Annotated in this window: 20 protein-coding genes, 1 tRNA gene and 1 pseudogene; 15 read left to right on the forward strand and 7 right to left on the reverse strand. The window is 69.4% G+C overall.

Annotated features, from left to right (window positions below; translation table 11 throughout):
• Window positions 1–149: 149 nt before the first annotated feature.
• Complete coding sequence (locus tag ABVF28_RS07820; protein WP_371030089.1) at window positions 150–296, forward strand: hypothetical protein; 147 nt, start codon at window positions 150–152, stop codon at window positions 294–296.
• A gap of 106 nt (window positions 297–402) precedes the next feature.
• Window positions 403–1,395 (forward strand): annotated as a pseudogene (locus tag ABVF28_RS07825) (IS481 family transposase).
• Between the two features lie 181 nt (window positions 1,396–1,576).
• Here the strand turns inward: ABVF28_RS07825 and ABVF28_RS07830 are convergent.
• Window positions 1,577–2,296, reverse strand: a complete 720-nt coding sequence (locus tag ABVF28_RS07830; protein WP_371030090.1) for a GNAT family N-acetyltransferase — start codon at window positions 2,294–2,296, stop codon at window positions 1,577–1,579.
• 208 nt (window positions 2,297–2,504) lie between these two features.
• On the opposite strand from ABVF28_RS07830, the gene ABVF28_RS07835 reads away from it, so the two are divergent.
• The gene (locus ABVF28_RS07835) at window positions 2,505–4,055 is read left to right on the forward strand and encodes a DUF222 domain-containing protein (protein ID WP_371030091.1); all 1,551 of its coding nucleotides are present in this window, start codon (window positions 2,505–2,507) and stop codon (window positions 4,053–4,055) included.
• Between the two features lie 394 nt (window positions 4,056–4,449).
• Here ABVF28_RS07835 and ABVF28_RS07840 read toward each other — a convergent pair whose 3' ends face one another.
• The 3 genes from ABVF28_RS07840 to ABVF28_RS07850 form a co-directional block, all read right to left on the reverse strand.
• Window positions 4,450–4,587, reverse strand: a complete 138-nt coding sequence (locus ABVF28_RS07840) for a hypothetical protein (protein ID WP_371030092.1) — start codon at window positions 4,585–4,587, stop codon at window positions 4,450–4,452.
• Between the two features lie 86 nt (window positions 4,588–4,673).
• Window positions 4,674–5,504: a Cof-type HAD-IIB family hydrolase gene (locus ABVF28_RS07845; RefSeq protein ID WP_371030093.1), complete on the reverse strand. Its 831-nt coding sequence runs from the start codon at window positions 5,502–5,504 to the stop codon at window positions 4,674–4,676.
• 3 nt (window positions 5,505–5,507) lie between these two features.
• Window positions 5,508–6,974: a PLP-dependent aminotransferase family protein gene (locus ABVF28_RS07850; RefSeq protein ID WP_371030094.1), complete on the reverse strand. Its 1,467-nt coding sequence runs from the start codon at window positions 6,972–6,974 to the stop codon at window positions 5,508–5,510.
• Window positions 6,975–7,071: 97 nt separating this feature from the next.
• Here ABVF28_RS07850 and ABVF28_RS07855 point away from each other — a divergent pair, with 97 nt between their 5' ends.
• Window positions 7,072–7,218: a hypothetical protein gene (locus ABVF28_RS07855; protein ID WP_179557363.1), complete on the forward strand. Its 147-nt coding sequence runs from the start codon at window positions 7,072–7,074 to the stop codon at window positions 7,216–7,218.
• Between the two features lie 149 nt (window positions 7,219–7,367).
• Window positions 7,368–8,267 (forward strand): type II CAAX prenyl endopeptidase Rce1 family protein, encoded by a 900-nt coding sequence (locus ABVF28_RS07860; RefSeq protein WP_371030095.1) that lies wholly within the window; start codon window positions 7,368–7,370, stop codon window positions 8,265–8,267.
• A 219-nt stretch (window positions 8,268–8,486) separates the two neighbouring features.
• Here ABVF28_RS07860 and ABVF28_RS07865 read toward each other — a convergent pair whose 3' ends face one another.
• Entirely contained in the window at window positions 8,487–8,810 is a 324-nt protein-coding gene (locus tag ABVF28_RS07865; RefSeq protein WP_371030096.1) for a branched-chain amino acid transporter permease, read from the reverse strand.
• Window positions 8,803–9,714 (reverse strand): AzlC family ABC transporter permease, encoded by a 912-nt coding sequence (locus ABVF28_RS07870; RefSeq protein ID WP_371030097.1) that lies wholly within the window; start codon window positions 9,712–9,714, stop codon window positions 8,803–8,805. Before ABVF28_RS07870 ends, ABVF28_RS07865 begins: the two co-directional genes overlap by 8 nt.
• A gap of 79 nt (window positions 9,715–9,793) precedes the next feature.
• On the opposite strand from ABVF28_RS07870, the gene ABVF28_RS07875 reads away from it, so the two are divergent.
• From ABVF28_RS07875 to ABVF28_RS07890, 4 genes are all read left to right on the forward strand, one after another.
• Window positions 9,794–10,228 (forward strand): Lrp/AsnC family transcriptional regulator, encoded by a 435-nt coding sequence (locus tag ABVF28_RS07875; RefSeq protein WP_104311247.1) that lies wholly within the window; start codon window positions 9,794–9,796, stop codon window positions 10,226–10,228.
• The gene (locus ABVF28_RS07880; RefSeq protein ID WP_371030098.1) at window positions 10,225–11,445 is read left to right on the forward strand and encodes an MFS transporter; all 1,221 of its coding nucleotides are present in this window, start codon (window positions 10,225–10,227) and stop codon (window positions 11,443–11,445) included. Before ABVF28_RS07875 ends, ABVF28_RS07880 begins: the two co-directional genes overlap by 4 nt.
• Before the next feature lie 219 nt (window positions 11,446–11,664).
• Entirely contained in the window at window positions 11,665–12,546 is an 882-nt protein-coding gene (locus ABVF28_RS07885; RefSeq protein WP_104252443.1) for an SDR family oxidoreductase, read from the forward strand.
• Between the two features lie 56 nt (window positions 12,547–12,602).
• Window positions 12,603–12,881, forward strand: coding sequence for a Rho termination factor N-terminal domain-containing protein (locus ABVF28_RS07890; RefSeq protein ID WP_104311250.1), 279 nt, complete (start codon window positions 12,603–12,605; stop codon window positions 12,879–12,881).
• Between the two features lie 64 nt (window positions 12,882–12,945).
• On the opposite strand, the gene ABVF28_RS07895 is transcribed toward ABVF28_RS07890, so the two are convergent.
• Window positions 12,946–13,608 (reverse strand): MBL fold metallo-hydrolase, encoded by a 663-nt coding sequence (locus ABVF28_RS07895; RefSeq protein ID WP_371030099.1) that lies wholly within the window; start codon window positions 13,606–13,608, stop codon window positions 12,946–12,948.
• Window positions 13,609–13,781: 173 nt separating this feature from the next.
• On the opposite strand from ABVF28_RS07895, the gene ABVF28_RS07900 reads away from it, so the two are divergent.
• The 6 genes from ABVF28_RS07900 to ABVF28_RS07925 all read left to right on the forward strand — a co-directional run bounded on the left by ABVF28_RS07900 (window position 13,782) and on the right by ABVF28_RS07925 (window position 21,158).
• A tRNA-Glu gene (locus ABVF28_RS07900) sits at window positions 13,782–13,857 on the forward strand.
• A gap of 243 nt (window positions 13,858–14,100) precedes the next feature.
• The gene (locus ABVF28_RS07905; protein WP_371030100.1) at window positions 14,101–15,756 is read left to right on the forward strand and encodes an ABC-F family ATP-binding cassette domain-containing protein; all 1,656 of its coding nucleotides are present in this window, start codon (window positions 14,101–14,103) and stop codon (window positions 15,754–15,756) included.
• Between the two features lie 131 nt (window positions 15,757–15,887).
• Window positions 15,888–16,778, forward strand: a complete 891-nt coding sequence (locus ABVF28_RS07910) for a PP2C family serine/threonine-protein phosphatase (RefSeq protein WP_371030101.1) — start codon at window positions 15,888–15,890, stop codon at window positions 16,776–16,778.
• 2 nt (window positions 16,779–16,780) lie between these two features.
• Window positions 16,781–18,568, forward strand: coding sequence for an FHA domain-containing protein (locus ABVF28_RS07915; protein ID WP_371030102.1), 1,788 nt, complete (start codon window positions 16,781–16,783; stop codon window positions 18,566–18,568).
• 2 nt (window positions 18,569–18,570) lie between these two features.
• Entirely contained in the window at window positions 18,571–20,340 is a 1,770-nt protein-coding gene (locus tag ABVF28_RS07920; RefSeq protein WP_371030103.1) for a serine/threonine-protein kinase, read from the forward strand.
• Between the two features lie 26 nt (window positions 20,341–20,366).
• A complete protein-coding gene (locus ABVF28_RS07925) occupies window positions 20,367–21,158 on the forward strand; it encodes a hypothetical protein (protein ID WP_249312502.1) in 792 nt (263 codons plus the stop codon).
• The last annotated feature ends 149 nt before the right edge of the window (window positions 21,159–21,307 follow it).

The following is a 21,307-nucleotide window of genomic DNA, read 5'->3' on the forward strand; positions in this document are numbered from 1 at the left end:
GGTGCTCAGCTGAGCCGGTGACGTCGGTGGCGAGGCGATCGAGCGATTACCGCGTGGCCTTCGGACCGCGCGGGTCCATCAGCAGGCCAGGGTGACGTCCGTCGTGCAGCCGATGCGGTGGCCCAGGCGCAGTTCATAGGGTGGATGACATGGATATCTCGTCGATGATCATGGGCGCAGCCATCGCATCCGTCATGTGGATCGGGTTCGTGCCCTGGTCCCGGCTCAAGCACCTCCGCGAACTCGAGGCGCAGGCGGCGGGGGATGCCGGCGAAGGGCCGAGGTCGTCGTCCTAGCTGTACTGCCCAGGGACGTTGGTTGATGTGTGAAATCTTGAATTGAAGAAGACCTCCGGTGGAGGGTGGAGCTGTCTAGTTCCCCATCTCAGTACCGGAGGTCTTCGTGTCTCACGCTAATGCGGCTCTTGCTCCTATTCAAAGGCTGCGCATCGCGCGGCTCATCGTCGATGAAGGATGGCCGGTCGCTCACGCTGCTGTGTTCTTTCATGTGTCGTGGCCGACCGCGAAGTGGTGGGCTGTTCGGTACGCGGCCATGGGGCGTGACGGGGTCCAGGATCGGTCCTCGCGGCCGCATCGTTCCCCGAGGCGCACGAGCCCGGAGCTAGTGCGCAAGATCGTTCATCTGCGGTGAAAGAAACGCCTAGGTCCGGTCGCGATCGGCGCAAAAGTCGGGATGCCGGCCTCGACCGTTCATGCAGTGCTGGTCCGAGTGCGGCTGAACCGTCTGCATCATGTCGATGTCAGAACTGGTGAGCCCATCCGTCGCTACGAGCACGATAAGCCTGGTGCGATGATCCATGTCGATGTGAAGAAGATCGGCAAGGTCCCCGATGGTGGTGGTCATCGGTTCGTCGGCCGCCAGCAAGGAAACAAGAACATCCGGGCCACCGCTGGGCGACCCACGAACAACAAGCGCGGCCAGATCGTGGGCACCAGCTTCGTTCACACCGTCATCGATGACAACTCCCGGGTCGCCTACGCGGAGATCCACGGCGACGAGACCGGTGCGACCGCGGTCGCAGTGCTGCGACGAGCGGTGAGCTGGTTCGAGGCTCGTGGTGTGACCGTTGAACGAGTGCTCTCGGACAACGGCTCCGCCTACAAATCTCACGCCTGGCGCGACGCTTGCCACGAGCTCGGAATCAAGGCGAAGAAGACCCGCCCGTACCGGCCGCAAACGAACGGGAAGATCGAACGCTTCCACCGCACCCTCGCAGACGGCTGGGCATTCTCGCGCCACTACAACAGCGAATCAGCCCGCCGAGCAGCACTCCCCGGATGGCTCCACGAATACAATCACCACAGGCCCCACACCGCCATCGGAGCAAAGCCACCCATCAGCCGTTTAACCAACCTGCCTGGGCAGTACACCTAGCTAGCCGACAGCCGACAGTCGACAGCCGGCGGTCGCGGGGCGGCGGCGGACGCAGCCGAGTACGGTGCCGTCACGGCCCGCCAGGCTGGGGGGCCCGAGCGTGCTTCTATCACGGCTCCCTGGCTGGGGGAGTCCGAACGTTCTGACGCGGAGGACGCTCAGCTCTCGAGTTCGCGCGCACTCACCAGGGTCGGCCCCGCAGATCGACCGGGCCAGGCGGCCAGGCGTAGACGTCGCCTCGGAGCGGGTAGATGAGCACGGGTGCGCCGTGCTCGAGGATCGTCTCGGGAGTGCCGCTCGTCGAAGGCGTGCCACTCATCGCGGGAGTGCCGTCCGGCGTGGACATGCCGCTCGTCTCGGGAGTCGCGCTCGTCTCGGGAATGCCGCGTGGCGCAGCAGTTCCGCTCGGCGTTGGCGCGCCGTCCGGCGTGGGCGTGGGCGTGCGTCTCGTCGCGGGCGCGCGCGAGACGCTCTGCTCTGTCACGCGGATGCGGTGCCAGCCGGTGCGCTCGTAGAACGGGACGACCTCCTCTCGGCAACCGAGGTAGCCGTACTCAAGGTCCAGGTTGGCTCGCATGGCTGCTTGAGCGGCCGACATGGCCAGGTCGTCCAGCCCTCGGCCGCGAAATCGGGCGTCGACGAGGACTCCTCCCGTGACCGCGACGACGGTGCTGGAATCGCCGACCGTGATCTCTCGGGGCTGAAATCCGACGTGCGCCACGACAGTCCCGGCCGCGTCGTGGACGATGGCGTGCATGGAAGCCGGCGCGTAGCCGTATGGGTGGTCGGGATCCCACGGCCCGTGCTCGTCGAAGTACTCGCGATCGAAGAGCGTCCGCAGGGCCGCGAGGTCGGCACACGTGAGCGCCTCGTGGGCGACAACTCGTGGCGTGAAGGTCATCCCGTCAGCGTAGGTCGCGCGCGATTGCTGGGGCGCAGGAGCACCGAGATCGCCTGTCTTCCGATGGAATCACTCTTGCCATCAGGGGATATCCGTGAGCGCGAACGGTGTCGAAACTAGTTTCGATGTTCTTCCACAATCCCCGGTCAACCACTGGTTTCTGGTGCGGTCCAGTGCTAGGCTGGTGGTGATCTTGGGGGAGGTTATCGTGGCATCGCAGTTCGAGCAGGAGACGTATCGTCAGTCGTCGACGGAGACGGCGGTGGTCGATGCGCTGCTCGAGGCCAGGTGTCAGTTGGCGGGGCTTCCGGATGCGGAGATCGTGGTCGCGTTGCGGGAGCTGGCGGCTCGTCGGCGTGTGTTGGATGCGGCGTTGGTGGAGGTCGCTGGGGAGTTGCTGCGGCGGGAGGATGAGTCGCCGCGTGCGGAGTCGGTGGCGCGGAAGTCGGGGTTTCGGAACCTGACGGCGATGGTGGAGCAGGTGCTTGCGGTGCGGCCGTTCGAGGCGAGCACGCTGGTGCGGGTGGCGGCGGCGACGCGGGAGCGGATGAGCGTGACGGGCGAGCCGATCCCGGCGAGGTATCCGGCGGTGTCGCAGGCGGTTGGGTCGGCGGTCATGTCGATCGCGCAGGCGTCGGCGATCACGAAGGGCTTGGATCACACCGGGAACCGCGTGGGCGTTGACGAGCTCGAGCGGGCCGAGAGAGAGTTGGTCGCGTCCGCGTGCGGGGTGAACCCGGAAGACGAGCAGCCCGCCGTGCCGAAAGTGCTGGAGGTGCAGGCGGCGACGTGGGTGTCGTACCTGGACCCGGACGGCGACGAGCCGCGGGCCGACAAGATCGCGGAGGAACGCGGGCTGTGGATCTCCCGCCGCAGCGACGGCGCGGTCACCGGGAAGTTCGTCGCGACGCCCGAGCAGGGCGAGCAGCTGCTGTCGGTGTTCGACGCGCTGCTCTCACCACGGCGCAGGGTGGAGTTCCCGGCGGCGTCCGAGTGCGGCGAACCCCTTGCCCCGGCCCTCGGCGCCAACGAGCTCCCGCTGGCCCACGACAACGCGCACCGCGACAGCGAAAACGACAACGACAACGACAACGACAACGTAGAGGTTCCGCTGGCGGACCCGCGCTCCACCGAGCAGCAGCGCATCGACGCGCTCACGATGCTCGTCCGCGCCTACGCCGAATCCCCAGACGCGCCCCGAACGGGCGGCGAAGCGCCCACCGTCATCATCGTGACCACCAAGGCCGGCATCGCCGGAACCGCGACCCGACCCGAGGACGTCCCGCACCTCGAGCGCACCGGGGAACCAGTCCCGCCGAGCGTCGCCGCGCAGCTGCTGTGCGACGGGTTCATCCGCGTCGCGACCCGCAGCAGCACCGGGGAGATCCTCGACCTCGGCCGCAAGCAACGACTCTTCACCACCGCCCAACGCCGAGCCATCGCGATCCGAGACCGGCAATGCCGGGCCCCCGGATGCAGCGCACCCGTCCGCTGGTGCGAAGTGCACCACGCACAGCCCTGGAGCGAAGGCGGACCCACCGACGCGAAACACGGCATCCTGCTGTGCTCCTTCCACCACCACGAAGTCCACCGCGGACGGCTCGTCCTCACCAACGGCAACAACGGACGCTGGCACGTCGTCCCCGCGCTCGGACACCACGCCCCACGCAGAACCACCCGCCGCCGCGCCTACACCACCACCAACACCACCGCCACCACCGCCCAAGCCGCGCGCCCACAGATCAACCGAAGACCCTAAACAAGCGAGGCCCCTCAACACGCGAAAACCCTCAGCACGCGAAAACCCTCAGCACGCGAAAACCCTCAGCACGCGAAACCCCGCGCCACACGATGACCCTCAACAACCGAAGACCCGGAACGAACGAAGACCCGGAACGAACGAAGACCCGGAACGAACGAAGGCCCGGAACGAACGAAGGCCCGGAACGAGCGAAGACCTGGAGCGACCGAAGACCCGGAACAACCGAAGCCCCTGAAGCCGCCCGCTGGGCAGGCTCGGGTCTCTTCGGGCTTGGTGCGGAAGATCAGACAGTCGGCGCGGAAACGCGAAAGTGCCGCCGAGATCACGAAGACCAGGGCGGCACCGGTTGCTGTCCAACTCCGCTCACACGGAGCGGGATGCAGCAGCGCGACTAGAGCTGCGGCTGACGAGTGTTGTAGCCGAAGCGCGTGGGGCGCTGCGCATAGCCGTCCTTGCGGACAGCGCGAACAGTCTCAGCGGCGAAGGCGACAATCGCCACAACCCCGATACCAATACCAAGAAGTTCCATGGGTCCACCTCCGTGATCTGCCGGCGGGCGCCGGATATTGCATATCCAATCGCATCCGCCCGGGCGTGTCGCGGTCCACTCGGGGGTCAGTGGACTGGTCGCGCCGCGTCAATCCGCGCCCCCGCGAGCCACTCCTCCAGGAAGACCGCAACCCCATCATCAGTGTTGCTCGGAATCACCGACTCGACCACCGCGAGCGCCTCAGCGCGCGCGTTCGCGACCGCGATCGGGTGGCCGACCACCTCGAACGCCGGCAGGTCGTTGTAGTTGTCGCCGAAGTAATACAGGTCCTCACGACCAACGCCCAGCTGCTGCGCAACCGCGAGCAGGCCCGTGCCCTTCGAGCAGTCCGCGCTCGCGATCTCCAAGTAGGTGTCCTTCGATCGGTAGCTCACAACACCGGAACGCGCACCAAGCGCCACCTCGAGCGCATCCACCAGCGCAGGATCGCCCATGCACATGATCTTGTGCGGAGGAGTCGCATCCACCTCCCCAGACGCGACGAACTCCAACGCCGAAGTCGCCTCCGGGTGCACCCACGTGTGCGTGCGCTCCCGCTCGGTCCACTCGTCCTCGTTCCAGGCGTACCAGTGCTCACCGGCGAAGAAACTCGCATGCAACCCGGACGCCTCGCAGTGATCGGCGACGAACCGCGCATCCGCGGGCGAGATCGGCACATCATGCTGCACCTCACCGCTCCCCGAGAGCACCAACCCGCCGTTGTACGCCACCAAAGGCGACCCGATACCGCCGTACAGACGCTCGAGCACCCGCATCGACTCGGGGGGCCTCGACGAACAGAGCACGAAGTGGTGGCCGGCGGCCCGAACCGCCGAGATCGCCTCGATCGTCCTGGACGAAAGAGTCCGCTGCGCGCTCAGCAAGGTGCCGTCGATGTCGCTGATGAAGAGAACCATGGACTACACCATCTCAGGAAGACGCGTATCCGCCATCGACCGGACGTCACGAACCGACAGCTGCGCCCACGCATCAGCAAGCATCCGAGTGCCCGCCTCCAGGTCAGCGATCGGCGCCGTGAACGGCACCCGCAGGAACCGCTCCAGGCTCCCATCGATCGAGAACTTCGGCCCAGCGACCAGCGCCAACCCGCGCGCCTCCGACAGCGACGTCATGGCGGAGCTCGCCGACTGCGCGAGATGCACCCACATCGACAAGCCACCATCAGGCAGAGGCACATGCCACTCCGGCAGATGCAAGCTCAGCGCCTCATGCAGTGCGTCCCGGTGGCGACGCATCTGCTCGCGGCGCCGCGGCAGCAGCTCGGGCAGGGCCCGCACGATCCGCTCCGCAAGAAGCTGCTCGATCTGCGGCGTCCCAAGATCACCCGCAGGGCGCGCCTGCACGAACCGGCGAATCAGCGCCGCATCGGCCCGGATCCAGCCGATGCGCAGGCCAGCCCAAGCGGCCTTGCTCAGCGACCCGACCGTCACGACCCCCGAACCGGAGAACGGCGACGCCCCCCGCGCGTGGCGCGCAAAGGGGCCGTCGTCCCACGGCCGGTCGATGGACAGATCAGCGGTCGTCTCGTCCACGATCAGAATCGTGCCAGCCGCACGCGCCGCCTCCGTCACGAGCACGCGATCCTCGGGCCGCATCGACGCCCCCGTCGGATTATGGAAGTCCGGGATCAGGTACGCGAGCGCCGGACGCATGCGCTCGATCGTCTCGACCAGATGATCGATCTCCCACCCGCCCGTCGTGACCGGCGTCGCGATGAGCCGTGCGCCCGCCCGCCGCATCGCCTCGTAGGCGTGCGGATAAGTGGGCGACTCCACGAGCACCACGTCCGACCGCGTGAGCAGCGTGTGCGCCGTCAACGAGATCGCGTGCTGCGCACCCATCGTCACGATGATCTGGTCTGCCGTCGTCGGAAGACCCCGCGCCGTGTACCGGTCCGCGATAGCCGACCGCAGCGACAGCGTTCCCAGGAGGTCGAAACCCGGGGCCGCGAGCGCGAGCGGCATCGAGCTCGACGCGTCCGCGATGATCTCCGCGAGCCCCTCGACCGGTGGCGGCACCGCCCGCGCGAAGTCCACGCCGAAGTTCTCACCCTCCCCAGTCGGACGGTAGTCCTGCCGACCGAGCCGGGGGAGCGTCACACGACTCCCGGACCCCTGGCGACTCAGCACGTGCCCGCTGTCACGCAGCGACTGATACGCGGCCACGATCGTCGTGCGGCTCCGGCCAGACTGCACGGCGAGCTCCCGCTCAGACGGCAGGCGAGTGCCGACGGGAATGCGCCCGTCGACGATCAGCAGGCGGATGCGCTCGGCCAGGGCCTCGTACGCCGCCGAATCGTCGCGCAGCTCACCCGCCAACGACAGCAGGGTGCGGGCAGAGATGCGAGAACCAGACGTTGACTCCATGGATCCAGTATGCGCGAAGTGGACCGCGACGGCCAGGCCAATACAGCGATTGGATGTGCCCAACAGCACGACTCGCGCACCATCACGGAGGTGGCCCATGGAACTCAGCCCGCTCATCGTCATCGCTCTCATCGTCGCCCTCATCGCTGCAGCCGGGGTGGCAGCCACCCTCGTCGTCATGATGCGGGACGGCTACCGGGCGCGCCCACTGCAGTCCAATTACGACTCGCGCCAGCCGCTCTAGTCAGCCCGCGCTCACGACCCGGCCGGCGCCCGGCCACGACCCACGCGCTCGAACCAGTCCACGACCGACGCCAACGACTCGGCCCTCGGGTCCACGCCCGTGATGCGACGTCGCGACCAATACACTGGCCGCAAGCTGGGGGAGGCGGCATGGCAGGCGCAGAGCACGGACGGCGGCGAGTTGCGACGCTCGGCCGAGGGGTCGCAACCACTCGAGCCCTGGTGGCTGCCGCCGTCATGGCGACCCGCCTCGTGGTCTCCACCGAGGTCTCATCGTTCCTCTTCGGGGTCGACGCGACCGCCGCGAGCGGGTTCGGATCCCGAGTGCTCGTGGCGTGCTGCGTCACGCTCATCGTCGTCGGCGTCATCCTGCTCCTTCGGCGTCGGTGGGATCGCCGATCGCTCGCCGGCATCGGGCTCACGGGCCTCCGGGCCGACGCCTCCGGGTTCGCCCTCGGCCTCGGCACCCTCGTCGCCGCCGGCCTCGCCATGCTCCTGGCGCTCGAGGTCACCGGCGTCGTGAGCCTCATCGCCCTCGACCCCGCGCGGCTCCTCGCGTTCCCCGCCACCAACACCGTCATCGCGCTCCTCCTCGAAGCCGTCCCCGAGGAACTCGCGATCCGCGGCTACGCGCTCACGAACCTCCGCGATGCCTTCCCGCCCGCCCCGGCAGCACTCCTCAACATAGCGACGTTCCTCGTCGTCCCGATTCTGGCCATCACGCTCCAAGGTGCCCTCGCGGCTGCTCGCGGGACGGGCGACGAGGTCCTGCTGGCTCCGGCGGGCGAGGACCCCATCGTCTACTACACGATGCTCACCGCCTTCGGATACCTCCTGATCTGCGCGCGCGACGCCACCGCATCTGCCACCGTCTGGACGAGCATCGGCGCCCACCTCGGGTGGCTCACCATGAACCGCCTCGTGCTCGGCGGCGACAGCGTCCAGTTCGAGATGGACGACCTCGGCATGCTGCTCTTCTTCGCCGGCTACGCGACCGTCTCGGTCATCGCCTTCAGCTGGCTGCGACGACGCCACAGCGCTGCCAGGTGAGAAGGCTGCCAGCAACGACGGCGCCACGCATGGTGGCCGCCAGGTAGGGCAGCCGCCGGGTACGACGTCCGCGAGTCGCGCTGCTGGAAGCCCACAGGGCCGCGGTGAAGTAAGAGCCGCGGTGAAGCAGGGGCCGAGGTGCATCAAGGGGGGAGGTGAAGCAGGCCGTGGAGATGGCTCAGGGGCGCGAGCGAGAGCGCCGGCCGTGCGGGTGAGCAGCTAGAAGAGGTTCACGAGCACGACGAAGGTCGCCGTCCCGAGTCCCACGCTGAGCAGCGTCCGGCGCCCGAACCCCAGGTGCACGCCGATCGTCACGGCAAGCGCAATCGCCGCCCACAGGGATGTGCGCGGCTCGACGGCGAAATCGCTGAAGGTGACCACCGCGAGGATCGCGAGGATCCCCGCGGACATCCACACGGCAAGCCGCTGCACCGTCTTCGAATCGCGCAACGGCTTGAGCGCCGCGAACGGCACCGCGCGCAGCGCGAACGTGATGCCACCGCAGACGGCGAGCGCCCCGACGAACCACCACACGTCAGACATCGCTCACCTGCGCCTCCCCGCGGTCGCGCCTCGCGGCCACCAGTGCGCGCACCGCGAGCGCCACGGCGAAGAGGATGAGCGCTGCGAAGAGCGGAGCGTCCGGCACGAAGAGCAGCCCCAGCGAGACGCTCAAACCGGCGATGAGCAGCGACGGCACATCCTCGCGGGAGCGGATCGCGTCAAGAGCCAGCACCGTGAAGAGCGCGCACAGCGAGAACTCGAGGCCCTTGATCTCGCCGGGGAGGATGCTTGCCAGCGCCACGCCGGCCAGGCCCCCGCCGACCCAGTAGGTCTGGAGTGCGAGCTGCAGGGTGAGGAGGCGAGTCGCGGAGCGCTGCGCGGGAGGGATGGGTGTCACGATCGCGTAGGCCTCATCGGTCATCGCCCAGATCGAGTAGAGGCGGGCGAGGCGCCCGCGCACCAGATGCAGCGGGAACGAGAACGCGTAGAACACGTGCCGGAAGTTGACGAAGAAGGTCGTGAGCGCCATCGTCGCGATCGGTGTTCCCGCCGCGATGAGGCCCACCAGCAGGAGCTCGATCGACCCCGCGTAGACGAACACCGACAGCGACGGCGCGACCCACCAGGGCAGCCCAGCCTGCATGACCAGCACCCCGAAGGCCACGCCGAGCGGCACCACGCCGAGGCCCGCCGCGAGCGAGTCGCGGAGCCCAGCTCGGATGCGCGCGCCGCGGGTCGATGGGGCGGCCAGGGGTGGGGCCAGTGTCGCGGTCAGGCTCGGATCCGGGCTCGCGGCAGTGTTCGCGCGTTCATTCCCTCCTGCTCCCGCGTTCGCGGCCCTGCCCGTGCCTGCGCGCATGCCCAGCGCACGCGCATCCCGAGGCCTCGTCGCGGCGGGCCTAGGGGGCGCGGCGTCGCGCGCTTCGGCGTCTGGGGTGGTCATGCGGAGATCTTGGCACGTCGGGCGCGCATGCCGAGAGCGAATTGGAGCCTTGCGACGTCAGATTCGGCAATAATCAAGTGTGGACACCATCGATCGCGCAATCCTGCGCGAACTGCAAGCGAACGCCCGACTCACGAACGCCGAACTCGCGCAGCGCGTGGGGCTGACGCCGGCGCCCTGCCTGCGCCGCGTGCGCCGCTTGGAGGAGGACGGCGTGCTGCTCGGATATCACGCCGAGGTCAACCCGGACAAGGTGGGGCGGGCCTTCAAGGTGCTCATCGACGTCGACCTCACGAGTCAGGCGCACTCCACGGTGGAGGCGTTCGAGTCGCAGGCTGTCGAGCTCACCGAGGTGACCGAGGTGCGCCGCATGTTCGGCTCGCCCGACTACGCGTTCCGCGTCGAGGTCGCCGACCTCGAGAGCTTCGAGAAGCTGCTGCGCGAGAAGATCTGGCGGCTCCCCGGCGTCCACCGCGTCACCTCCCACTTCACGATGAAGGTGCTCAAGGGGTGAGCGCGGCGTCCCCGTCGCCCGCGCCACGACGCGAGCGGGCCTGGATCGCCGCGGCCCCCGCTGTCCTCATGATGGCCTGGGGCGGCAACCAGTTCACGCCGCTCCTGCTCCTCTACCGCAAGGTCGAGGGCTACTCGGCGCTGCAGGTCGACCTCTTCTTCGGCGCCTACATCCTGGGCCTCATCCCCGGCTTCCTCATCGCAGGCTCCCTCTCCGACCGCTTCGGCCGCAAGCCGGTCATGATCGCCTCGGTGGCGCTGAGTGTCGTCGCCGCGGTTGTGCTCGCCCTCGGCAGCGCGAGCCCGACCGCGATGATGGTCGGCCGCCTCCTGTCCGGCGTCTCGGTGGCCTTCGCGATGGTCGTCGGCACGACCTGGATCCGCGAGCTCTCGAGCGGAACCGTGGCACCCGCCATCGCGGCGAGGCGCGCCTCGCTCACCATCACCGGCGGATTCCTCCTCGGCGCCGTCGTCGCCGGCCTCCTCGCGCAGTGGGCGCCCTGGCCCACCGTGACCCCGTACGTCGTGCAGCTCGCGCTCACGGCCGTCGCCGCCATCGCGCTCGCGCGCGGAACCGAGACCGCCGGCCCGCGGCCCCTTCGATCGGGTGAGGAGCGGCCGCCTCGACCGATCGTCGACGTGGCCATCGCGCCCGAGCACCGCCGTCGCTTCCTCACGGTCATCCTGCCGATGGCGCCGTGGGTCTTCGCGGCTCCCGCGCTCGCGTTCGCCGTCTCGCCGGCCATCGTCGTCGAGCGGCTCGGGGGCCTGGAGATCGCCTTCGCCGCCCTCCTCACGCTCGTCACGCTCACGGTCGGGTTCCTCATCCAGCCCAGCGTGCCGCGCATCGCCGCGCGCGTCGGGGGTGCCTCCGGCTCGGTCGGCCTCGGGCTCCTCGCCGTCGGGGCGCTCATCGTCGCCGCCAACGTCGCCGTCCAGTCCCCGCTGCTCGCCTGTGCGGCCGGCGTGCTCCTCGGCGGGGCGTACGGCATCTGCATGCTCACCGGCCTCGTGGAGGTGCAGGCCATGGCGGGAGCCCGCAACCTGGCGGGCCTCACCGGCCTGTACTACGCGCTCACCTACATCGGCTTCGCCCTCCCAGCCATTCTCTCCGCGCTCGCGCCGACGTTCGGCATGACCTCCCTGCTCGTGACCGTCGCCGTCGTGGCGAGCGGATGCGCCGCCCTGGTCGCGTTCAGCGCGCGACGCACCCGGTGACGCGCGCCACCAGGCCCCGCCGCTGCTCGATCCGCCGCTGCTCGATTTGCCGGCGCCGCGCAGACGTCGGACGCGCGGAGCACTGAGCGCGCACGCACCTGCCGATCAGGGAACGTCAACGTTCGATCCCTAGCGTCGTCGCTACATCGCGTGCCGCGACCGCCGCGTCGATGCCAGACCCACGATCACCACGAACCACCGATCAGACGGAGGCGAACGATGACCGCTCTCACCGACCCCAGAAACCGTTTCAGCGACTCCGGCTTCCCCAGCCAGGAGCAGCAGCAGCCAGGCCTCACCACCGAGACCACGCCAGCCCCCGACCACGGGGAGAGCAGCTACACGGGCCACGGGCGCCTCAAGGGCCGCCGCGCCCTCATCACCGGTGGCGACTCCGGCATCGGCCGCGCCGTCGCCCTCGCCTACGCACGAGAGGGCGCGAAAGTCGCCATCTCGTACCTGCCCGAGGAGGAGGCGGACGCACAGGAGACCGCGCGCCTCATCAACGAGGCCGGCGAGACCGGGCTCCTCCTCCCCGGAGACCTCCGGAACGAGCAGTACTGCTCCGAGATCGTGCACGCGACCGTCGCCGCCTTCGGAGGCATCGACCTGCTGGTCCTCAACGCCGCCTACCAGCGCGACCGGACGAGCATCGGCGAGACGCCGACGGAGGAGATCCGGCGCGTCATCGAGACGAACCTCGAGGCACCCATCTACACGCTTCGAGCCGCGGAAGAGCACCTGCCGCCCGGCGCATCCGTCATCTTCTCGTCGTCGGTGCAGGGCTACGAGCCCAGCGATGGCCTCTTCGACTACGCGATGACGAAGGCGGCCCTCGTGTCGCTCACCGAGTCGATGGCGAAGGAGTTCGGTCCGAAGGGCGTCCGCGTCAACGCCGTCGCCCCTGGTCCCATCTGGACGCCCCTCATCCCGGCGACTGGCTGGGACGAGGAGAAGCTCGCGAGCTTCGGGCAGGACACGCCCCTGGGGCGGGCCGGTCAGCCGGCTGAGCTGGCGGGCGCCTACGTCTACCTGGCCTCCGACGACGCCACCTACACGACCGGAGCGATCATCGCCGTCACGGGTGGCAAGAACCTCTGACGTCGACGGACGCCGAACAGGCGACCCGACCCGGATCGAAGCGAGAGGAGCGGATCATGCCCAAGAACTCGAACGCCGACGACCAGCCGAGCCTGAAGGACCAGGAGCTCTACGAGAAGCTGCGCGACGAGGGCAACTCGAAGGAGAAGGCCGCCCGCATCTCGAACGCCGCCGCCAAGAAGGGGCGGAGTGAGGTCGGGAAGAAGGGCGGCGAATCCGGATCGTACGAGGACTGGACCGTCGCGGACCTCAAGCAGCGCGCGAAGGAGCTCGACCTCACGGGCTATTCGGACAAGCGCAAGGACGAGCTCATCGAGATGCTCCGCGAGCACTGAGCGGACTCGCCCGCCCCGCTGGGGATGAGCTCACGAGAGCCCGTCCCGAGCGGGGCGGCGGCCGTCAGTCGAGTTCCAGCGTCTCGAAGGGCTGCAGGTCCACGAGCAGTGCACCTGCGCGCTCCGCCGACTCGCGGAGCCGAGTCGTTGCCAGCGACTTCCCGACCTTGGCGAGCAGCATCTCGTGCACGGGCAGCACCCGCTTGGGGCGCACCCGCTCGATGTAGTCCATCGACTCCGCGATGCGCATCCACGGTGCGTTCGCGCACACGGCCAGCACGTCGATGTCGATGCCCTCCGGCGCACTGTAGGCGTCGCCGCCGTAGTAGAGCGCCCCGTGCTCGACGAGCACCCCGACGTTCTCGATGCGGGGGATCGAGCTGTGGATGATGGCATGCTCGCCGCCGAAGAATGCGAGGTCGAAGCCTCCGACCAGCACCGACTCGCCGGCGGAGACATCGATGACCTCTCCGATGTCCGGGAGATCCGCCGCGATGATCTTCTCGGCCGCGGAGGGCGTCGTGAAGATCGGGGTCTTGGGGTTCCTGGCCAGGATGCGGGTCAGCTGCTCCGGTGTCCAGTGGTCGTCGTGCTCGTGCGTGATGACGATGGCGACCGTGCCTGCCGCCTCGGTGATCGGGGTCGTGAACTTCCCCGGATCTATGAACAACCGCGACCCGCTCTTCTCGATCGAAAGCGCGGCGTGCTCGAGCTTGGTGAGGCGCATGTTCCCCCTAGACGGATTGCGGCCTCCCTGGAGGCGCGGCGATCAGACAACGCTAGCAACCGACGTCTGGCTGGTGCCTCTGGAGGCCCGGAATGGCGCGCGACGCGCCGTGCCCCGAAACCCGACTTGCATTGTCTTCCCGCCGTGTGCCAGAATATCCGAGTTGCCAAAACGGTCCCATCGTTTAGCGGCCTAGGACACCGCCCTCTCACGGCGGCAGCGCGGGTTCGAATCCCGCTGGGATCACCAACGAAAGCCCGGCTCGAGAAATCGAGCCGGGCTTTCTGCATGCGCGGCGGATGTGTCCGCACCGGGCTCGGTTGACGCGTGCCCTGCTCGGGGATACGTTGGGATGGTTCCTGTTCCCAATAGATTGGCAGGCCGGTGAGGATTCTCGACGCCCCCGCAACGCACACTGTGCGCTGACGACCGTCGAACCCACCTTCTGAGGCTTCCGGTGTCAGTGCGCGCACTGAACCACCAGGGAGCATCGTGTCTACGTCGACACCTCACACCGTCACGCCACTCGCCTTCGAGCGCCTCAGCCTGAGCTGGCCGGATGGGACGCGGGCACTCGACTCGCTCACAGGCGCCTTCCCACCGGGCCGGACCGGTCTCGTCGGCCGCAACGGCAGCGGCAAGTCGACGCTGCTTCGCCTGCTCGCGGGCCGGCTCGCCCCGACGGGCGGCACGATCCGGGCGGACTCGGACGTCGCCTACCTGCCGCAGCAGCTGACCCTCGCCACGGGTCTCCCCGTCACCGCCCTCTTGGGCGTCGACGAGAAGATCGCGGCCCTGCGCGCCATCGAGGGCGGCTCCATCGACACGGCCGTGTACGACGTGCTCGGGGATGACTGGGACATCGAGGTGCGCGCCGAGGCCGAGCTGCGAAGCCTCGGCCTCGACGAGGCGATGCTGACCCGCACCGTCGGCAGCCTCTCCGGCGGCGAGGCCATGCTCGTGGCCGTGGCCGGCCTGCGTCTGGGTGGTGCGCCGATCGTGCTGCTCGACGAGCCCAGCAACAACCTCGATCGGGAGGCGCGCGCCAAGCTCACCGGGCTCGTCGCAACGTGGCGTGGCACGCTCGTCATCGCCAGCCACGACGAGGAGCTGCTCGAGCACGTCGACCAGATCGCCGAGCTCCGGCGAGGGGAGATCAGCCTGACCGGCGGCGGGTACAGCACGTACCTCGAGCAGCTCGAACGCGAGCGAGCCGCGGCCGCTCAGGCCCTCCGCTCGGCCGAGGGCACGCTCAGATCCGAGCAGCGCGACCGTCGAGAAGCCGAGGCGAAGATCGCCAGCAGTCTCCGAGCAGGGAAGAAGGCGCAGGCCAACAAGCGGGCACCGAAGATCCTCATGAACGGGCAGAAGGCGCGCGCGCAGGTGTCCGCGGGGAAGCTCCGAGGGGAACACGACGCGCGCCTCGCCGACGCTCGAGCCGCCGTGGACCGGGCGGAGGAGCGCGTGAGGGACGACGCGAGCATCCGCATTCAGCTGCCGGACCCCGACGTCGCGTCGTCGCGTCGGCTCGCGACCCTCGAGGTGCCGGATGCGGCAGGCGAGCTGCGGCCGATCGTGGTGATGGGGCCGGAGCGCATCGCCCTCACCGGTCCGAACGGCTCGGGCAAGACGACGATCCTCGACGCGATCGCCACCTCGGCCGACGCGGGCGGCGCCGAGGGGGCTGCGCGCATCGGCACGCGCGGGGGAGCGTGGGTCACAGCATCCACCACCCGTGTCGGATACCTGCGCCAGCGCCTCGACGGTCTGGACGACGGGGCGAGCGTGCTCGACAACGTGCAGCGGGCGGCGCCGGAGACCTCCGTGCAGGAGCTCAGGGCACAGCTCGCCCGGTTCCTGCTGCGGGGAGCCGTCGTCGAACGGCCCGTGGCCTCGCTCTCCGGCGGCGAGCGCTTCCGTGTCTCGCTGGTTCGGCTCCTCCTCGCGACCCCCGCCTCCCAGCTCCTGCTGCTGGACGAGCCGACCAACAACCTCGACCGGGAATCGACCGCGCAGCTCGTCAGTGCGCTCGGTGACTATCGGGGAGCGCTCATCGTCGTGAGCCACGACGAGCGGTTCCTCGGGAGGCTCGAGGTGACCAGACGGCTCAGCCTCGACTCGGCAGGCAGCGTCGTCGGAGAGGCGTGAGGCCGGGATGGCGTCGCGGCGGGTCTCGCAGCAGGGCCGCCGCAATGCCACAATGGATGCACGCGCGATCTACGCGTACAAGGTGTGCCTTCTGGGCAGGCCACCCGGGCAGAGTTCCAGAGGTGCTATTTGTGAATACTGAACTGGCTTCGTCGTACGCGCGCGCGGAGGAAGCCGTCGCGCTGCGCGTGAGTGCCGCCAGCGACGTCGGAAGCGTGCGCCAGGTCAACGAGGACTCCGTGCTCGCGCGCATGCCCGTCTTCTTCGTCGCCGACGGCATGGGCGGTCACGCGTACGGCGACCGCGCGAGCCAGACCGTGGTCGCGACCTTCGATGAGGAGTTCCAGGTCGAGGAGCCCGCGACGCCGGACCGCGTGCTGCGCACCATCGACCGCGCGAACCGTGCGGTCCAGGACCTCGTGACCGAGGCAGACGGCCCAGGTGCCGTCGCGGGCACGACGCTCTCCGGCATCGCCCTCGTCGACCTTGCCGACCTCGGCGCAGAGCTGCTGCACTGGATGATCTTCAACGTCGGCGACTCCCGCGTGTACGGCTGGAACGGACGCGCGCTCGTGCAGGTCACCGTCGACCACTCGGCCGTGCAGGAGATGGTCGCCATGGGGCTCATCTCGGCCGCCGACGCGCTCATCCACCCCGACCGCAACGTCATCACCCGCGCCGTCGGCTCCGAGAGCGACGTGGAGGCCGACATCTGGCTCATGCCGGTGCACGGCCACCAGGTGTTCCTCGTCTGCTCGGATGGGCTCACGAAGGAGCTCAGCGACGAGCAGATCTCGCAGGTCATGCTCGAGTACCACTCCGACCCGGAGCCCGAGCTGACGCTCGCCGAGACGCTCGTGCAGACGGCGGTCGAGGTCGGCGGACGCGACAACGTCAGCGTCGTCGTCATCGACTCCGAATACGCGAACGCCGACCAGGTGTCCGCTGCGCCCACCGTGACGACCGGGCCGATCGCGGCCCCGCCGGCCGACGACAGCTTCGAAGACACGACGCCGAGGTAACGATGACCGAGGCACCCCACGAGGTCACGGCACACGCTCCCGTCATCTTTCGTCAGCGCCGCCACGCGCTGCTGCTCCCGCGTCCGCTCGCATCCTCGCAGCGCGCGGATCCGGCCCTCGACGCGGCAGAAGACGCTGCGGCCCCGGGAGCCGTCGACGCGGCCCGCCTGGCGTTCACCGACGGCGCCCTCTCGTACGACCGTGTGCTCGGGGCCATGCTCGGCGGCGGCCCGCTCAGCGAGGTCGCCCCGTTCGTGTACCTGATCCGCGACGGCAACGGCCTCCGGGTCCTCGCGCGGGGACCGCTGCGTGTTGTCGAGCTGCCCAACGCACCACGAGTCGGGATGCGGCCGGCCGTCATCAGCGCGCGGGAGGCGCTCACCTGGGTCGAGGCCGTGCTGCCGGCCGCGCGCGGCGTCGAGGTCACCGTCGAGGACGACGGGCACGGACTCGACGAGGTGCCGATCCAGCTGCTGTTCGCGGACCACGACGACGACGTCGCCGAGACATCGGCCCCGAGCCTCCAGGCCGTGGAGACGACCGCCGACCCCGACCTCGACGGCGCCGTCGGCCCGGGGGAGGCCGTGCAGGAACATTCGCAGTCGCTCGAGGCGCAGCTCGAAGGGGCCCCACGCTCGCCCACAGCGAAGGCGGAATCCGGCGAGGCGTTCCCAGAGGCGACGATTCTCGAGCTGCCCGTCGACCTCGAGCTTCCCTCAGATGACGAAGGACGTTCCCGCGACGAATCGGCCGCGCTCGACAAGCCCGCCTCCGAATCCGAATCCGAATCCGAGCCTGCAGCCGAAGGTGACGCGGCCGCCGACGGTGATGCAGCAGCCGAAGGCGCATCGGAGCCCGAGACGAGCGAGGACGCGGACCTCTCGAATCGCGACGCGCAGACGTTCCCCGTGCCGATCCTCGACGCGGAAGCGCAGGCCGACCTGATCGGCGAGCATGACGGCCGCACGATCCTGAGCGACGAGGCGAGCCGCATCCGCCAGGCCGCATCCGCGCGCCGAGCCGCGCGCGAGGAACCCCAGGACCACGCCGACCCGGCGGCAGCCCAGCTCGGGTCGGTCCCTCCCCAGCACGTCGCCTCGGCGGGCCGCCTCGACCGCCCGGAACAACTCGACCGCCCCGACCGCCTCGACCGCCTCGACCGCCCCGACCGCCCCGAGAGCGGGGAGCACGACGGCCTCACGGTCGCCGGGGGATCGATCCAGGACCTCAGGCGCGACCGCGCCAGCCAGGTCGGGCTCGGCGAACTCGGTGAGACGGTGCTCGCGCAGGCGCTGTCGTTCGAGACGCACCCGGAAAGCGAGGGCCCGACGCTCGCGCCGCAGGTGGGGCCCGCCCCGCTCGCCGCGCCAGCACCCTCCGCCCCGCCGCCCGCGCCCGCGCCTGCAGCCGCGCATCCCACCCCGTCGAGCACACCCGCCTACGTCGTCGAGCTGTCCACTGGCGGCACGGTCGCGCTCGCGGGGCCGCTGGTGCTCGGCAGGGCCCCGAGCATGGGGGCGGAGCAGACCGGGGGCGTCGAGCCCCACCACGTCAAGCTCACGGGCGCGACCGACATCTCCCGCAACCACGTGCTGATGAGCGTCGAGGGTGGCGTCATCGTCGTCACCGACCTGCACTCGCGCAACGGCACGGACGTCGTCATGCCGGGTCGCGGCCCGCAGCGGCTGCGAGCCGGTGAGCCGACGGCGGTCATGCCGAACACGGTCATCGACCTCGGCAGCGGCATCTTCCTGACCGTGCGCAATCTGTCCATGACGGCGAGCCACTGACGGTGGCCGGGCAGCGACGGACGCCAGCGGAGCCGCCCGAGATTCCCGGCTACCTCTACCGAAAGCACTTAGGTTCCGGCGGCTTCTCCGACGTCTTCCTCTACGAGCAGCAGTTCCCACGAAGGCTCGTCGCCGTCAAGGTGCTGCTGGGCGGCGACGACCTCGGCGAGACGAGCAGGCAGGCCTTCATCGGCGAGGCCAACCTCATGGCGCAGATGTCGTCGCACCCCTACATCGTCACGATCTTCCAGGCCGACGTCGCGGGCGACGGCCGCCCCTACTTCGTGATGGAGTTCGCGTCGGGCCTCAGCCTCTCCGAACGCTACAAGCGAGAGCGGATCCCCGTCGAGGAAGTGCTGCGCACGGGCGTGCGCATCTCGAGCGCCGTCGCGACCGCACACGCGGTCGGCATCCTGCACCGCGACGTGAAGCCGGCGAACATCCTCACGAACGACTTCGGCTGGCCGGCGCTCACCGACTTCGGCATCTCCTCCGCCGTCGACGATGAGCTCGCAGACGCCGGCGATCTCGTCGAGTCCGCCCCGGCAGGGGGCGGCGGACTGTCGGTGCCATGGTCCCCGCCGGAGATGTTCGAGGACGAGCCGAAGCCCGACGTGCGCAGCGAGGTCTTCTCGCTCGGCGCGACCGTCTACTCGCTGGTCGCAGGGCACACCCCGTTCGAACGCCCCGGGCAGAAGAACTCGACGCTCGACCTCATCTCCCGCATCGAGCGCGGATCCATCTCACCCATCGACCGCGGTGACGTCCCCCGGTCGCTCGTGAGCGTGCTCCACAAGGCGATGGCCCGCAACCCCGCCCACCGCTACCAGAGCGCGGTCGAGTTCGCGTACGCGCTGCAGCGGGTCGAGCTCGAGCTGAACTACGCGCCGACCGCCATCGACGTGCCCAACATGACGATCTCCGCTCCCAACGCGACCGGGGATGCGGATGCGGATGCGGATGCGACGAGCCTGCGGCCCGTCTCGCTGGTCAACGCGCAGGTCCACGAAGGGGGCCGCGCGAGCAAGGCCGAGCTGACGTCCGCACGCGCGGTCGTCCGGGTCGCCGCGCAGCAGTCGCCGGGTGGGTTCGCGGCCCGGTACGAGACCGCCAGCGGCCCACGAACCGGCAGGAAGCCCCGTGGGGCCGACCACGCGGGCGCGCAGTCGAGCGATGACTCCGGCCCGACGACAGCCCGCCGCATCACGACACCTGGCCAGGCTTCGGCTGGTCCAACGCCGATCGCGCCCTCGTTCGCGGGCGCATCCGGAAGCCAGCAGCTCGCTGATGCGAGGGGCGAGGCGACGATGGCCGCCGAGCTGGCGGGCGTCAGCGAGGCCAACGCGGCGGCATCCAGACGCAGGCCGTCGCGCAACGCCCTCGTCGGTCTCATCGCGGGCGGCCTCGTCGTCGTCATCGGCGTTGCCGCCGCCGCCGCGTGGATGCTCACTCCCGGGGACGAGGAGATCGGCCGCGCCACCGCCACCCCAGTGTCGATCGACGCTGGTGGCTTCCCTCCCGTGCTCGTGGCCCCCGTCGCCGTCCGCAGCCCAGACGGAGCCGTCACCTTCTCGTGGTCGAACCCCGACCCGCAGCCCGGCGACGTCTACTACTGGACCGTCGGAGAGAACGGCAAGGACGGTGCGACGACAAGTGAGACATGGGTCGTGATCCCGGGAGTACCGGAGGGCGCCCAGGCCTGCATCGAGGTGGAAGTGCGGCGCGGCGGGAAGGTCAGTCCGGAACCGCTCGATGTCTGCTACCCGCAATGAGCGCGCCGATCCGCCATGATGGACCCATGAGTGAAAGCAAGTACACCTCTGCGGTCGACGCGAGCGAGATCCCGGAAGAGGCCGTCGAGATCTCCGACAGCGACGAGCGAGTCGTCAGCGAGGTGCCGCCACTCGGACCGCTGCGCGTCGAGTTCGTGGGGGAATGGTACGAACTGGACCCGGCGGCGCCGTTCACGATCGGCCGCGACGCCGACCTCGTCATCGACGAGAACCCGTACCTGCACCGACAGTTCCTCGTGCTCCAGGCCGAGTTCGGCATGTGGTGGCTCTCCAACGTGGGCTCCGTGCTCTCGGCCACGGTCACCGACGACTCGGGCCAGGTGCAGTCCTGGCTGTCGCCCGGCGCGAAGCTGCCGGTCGTCTTCCAGCACATGCAGGTCATGTTCACGGCCGGCTCCACGACGTACGACTTCGCCATCCACTCTGCGTCGGACTTCTACAACACGTCCCACGTCAACATGTCCCCATCCGGCAACACGACGCAGGCCGTCATCCACCTCACCGAGACGCAGCGCGAGCTGATCCTCGCGCTGGCGGAGGACGTCCTGCGCAACTCCGTTCCGGGGCGCGGCGTCATCCCGAGCTCGGCGGATGCGGCCGCTCGCCTCGGCTGGACGCTCCCGACCTTCAACCGGAAGCTCGACAACGTGTGCGACAAGCTCGACAAGTTCGGCGTCTCTGGACTGCGGGGCGGGCGTAGCAAGCTCGCGTCCAACCGCCGCGCCCGCCTCGTCGAGTACGCCATCTCGACGCGTCTCGTGACTCCGGAGGACCTCGACATCCTCGACCGCCGCTGACACCGCCTGGCAGCCGCCACAGTCGTCCGGGGGAGCCTCGCCTCCTTCAGGAGGACGAAGGGGAGCCCTCTCGGTCGCGCCCGCGTCCGCTCCTCGTGCACAATGATGTCCGTGCGCCTTGCGTGAGGCGCTGAGGAGCTCTGCTGGGG

It is taken from the genome of Pseudoclavibacter sp. JSM 162008, assembly GCF_041366455.1.
GTDB lineage: Bacteria > Actinomycetota > Actinomycetes > Actinomycetales > Microbacteriaceae > Pseudoclavibacter.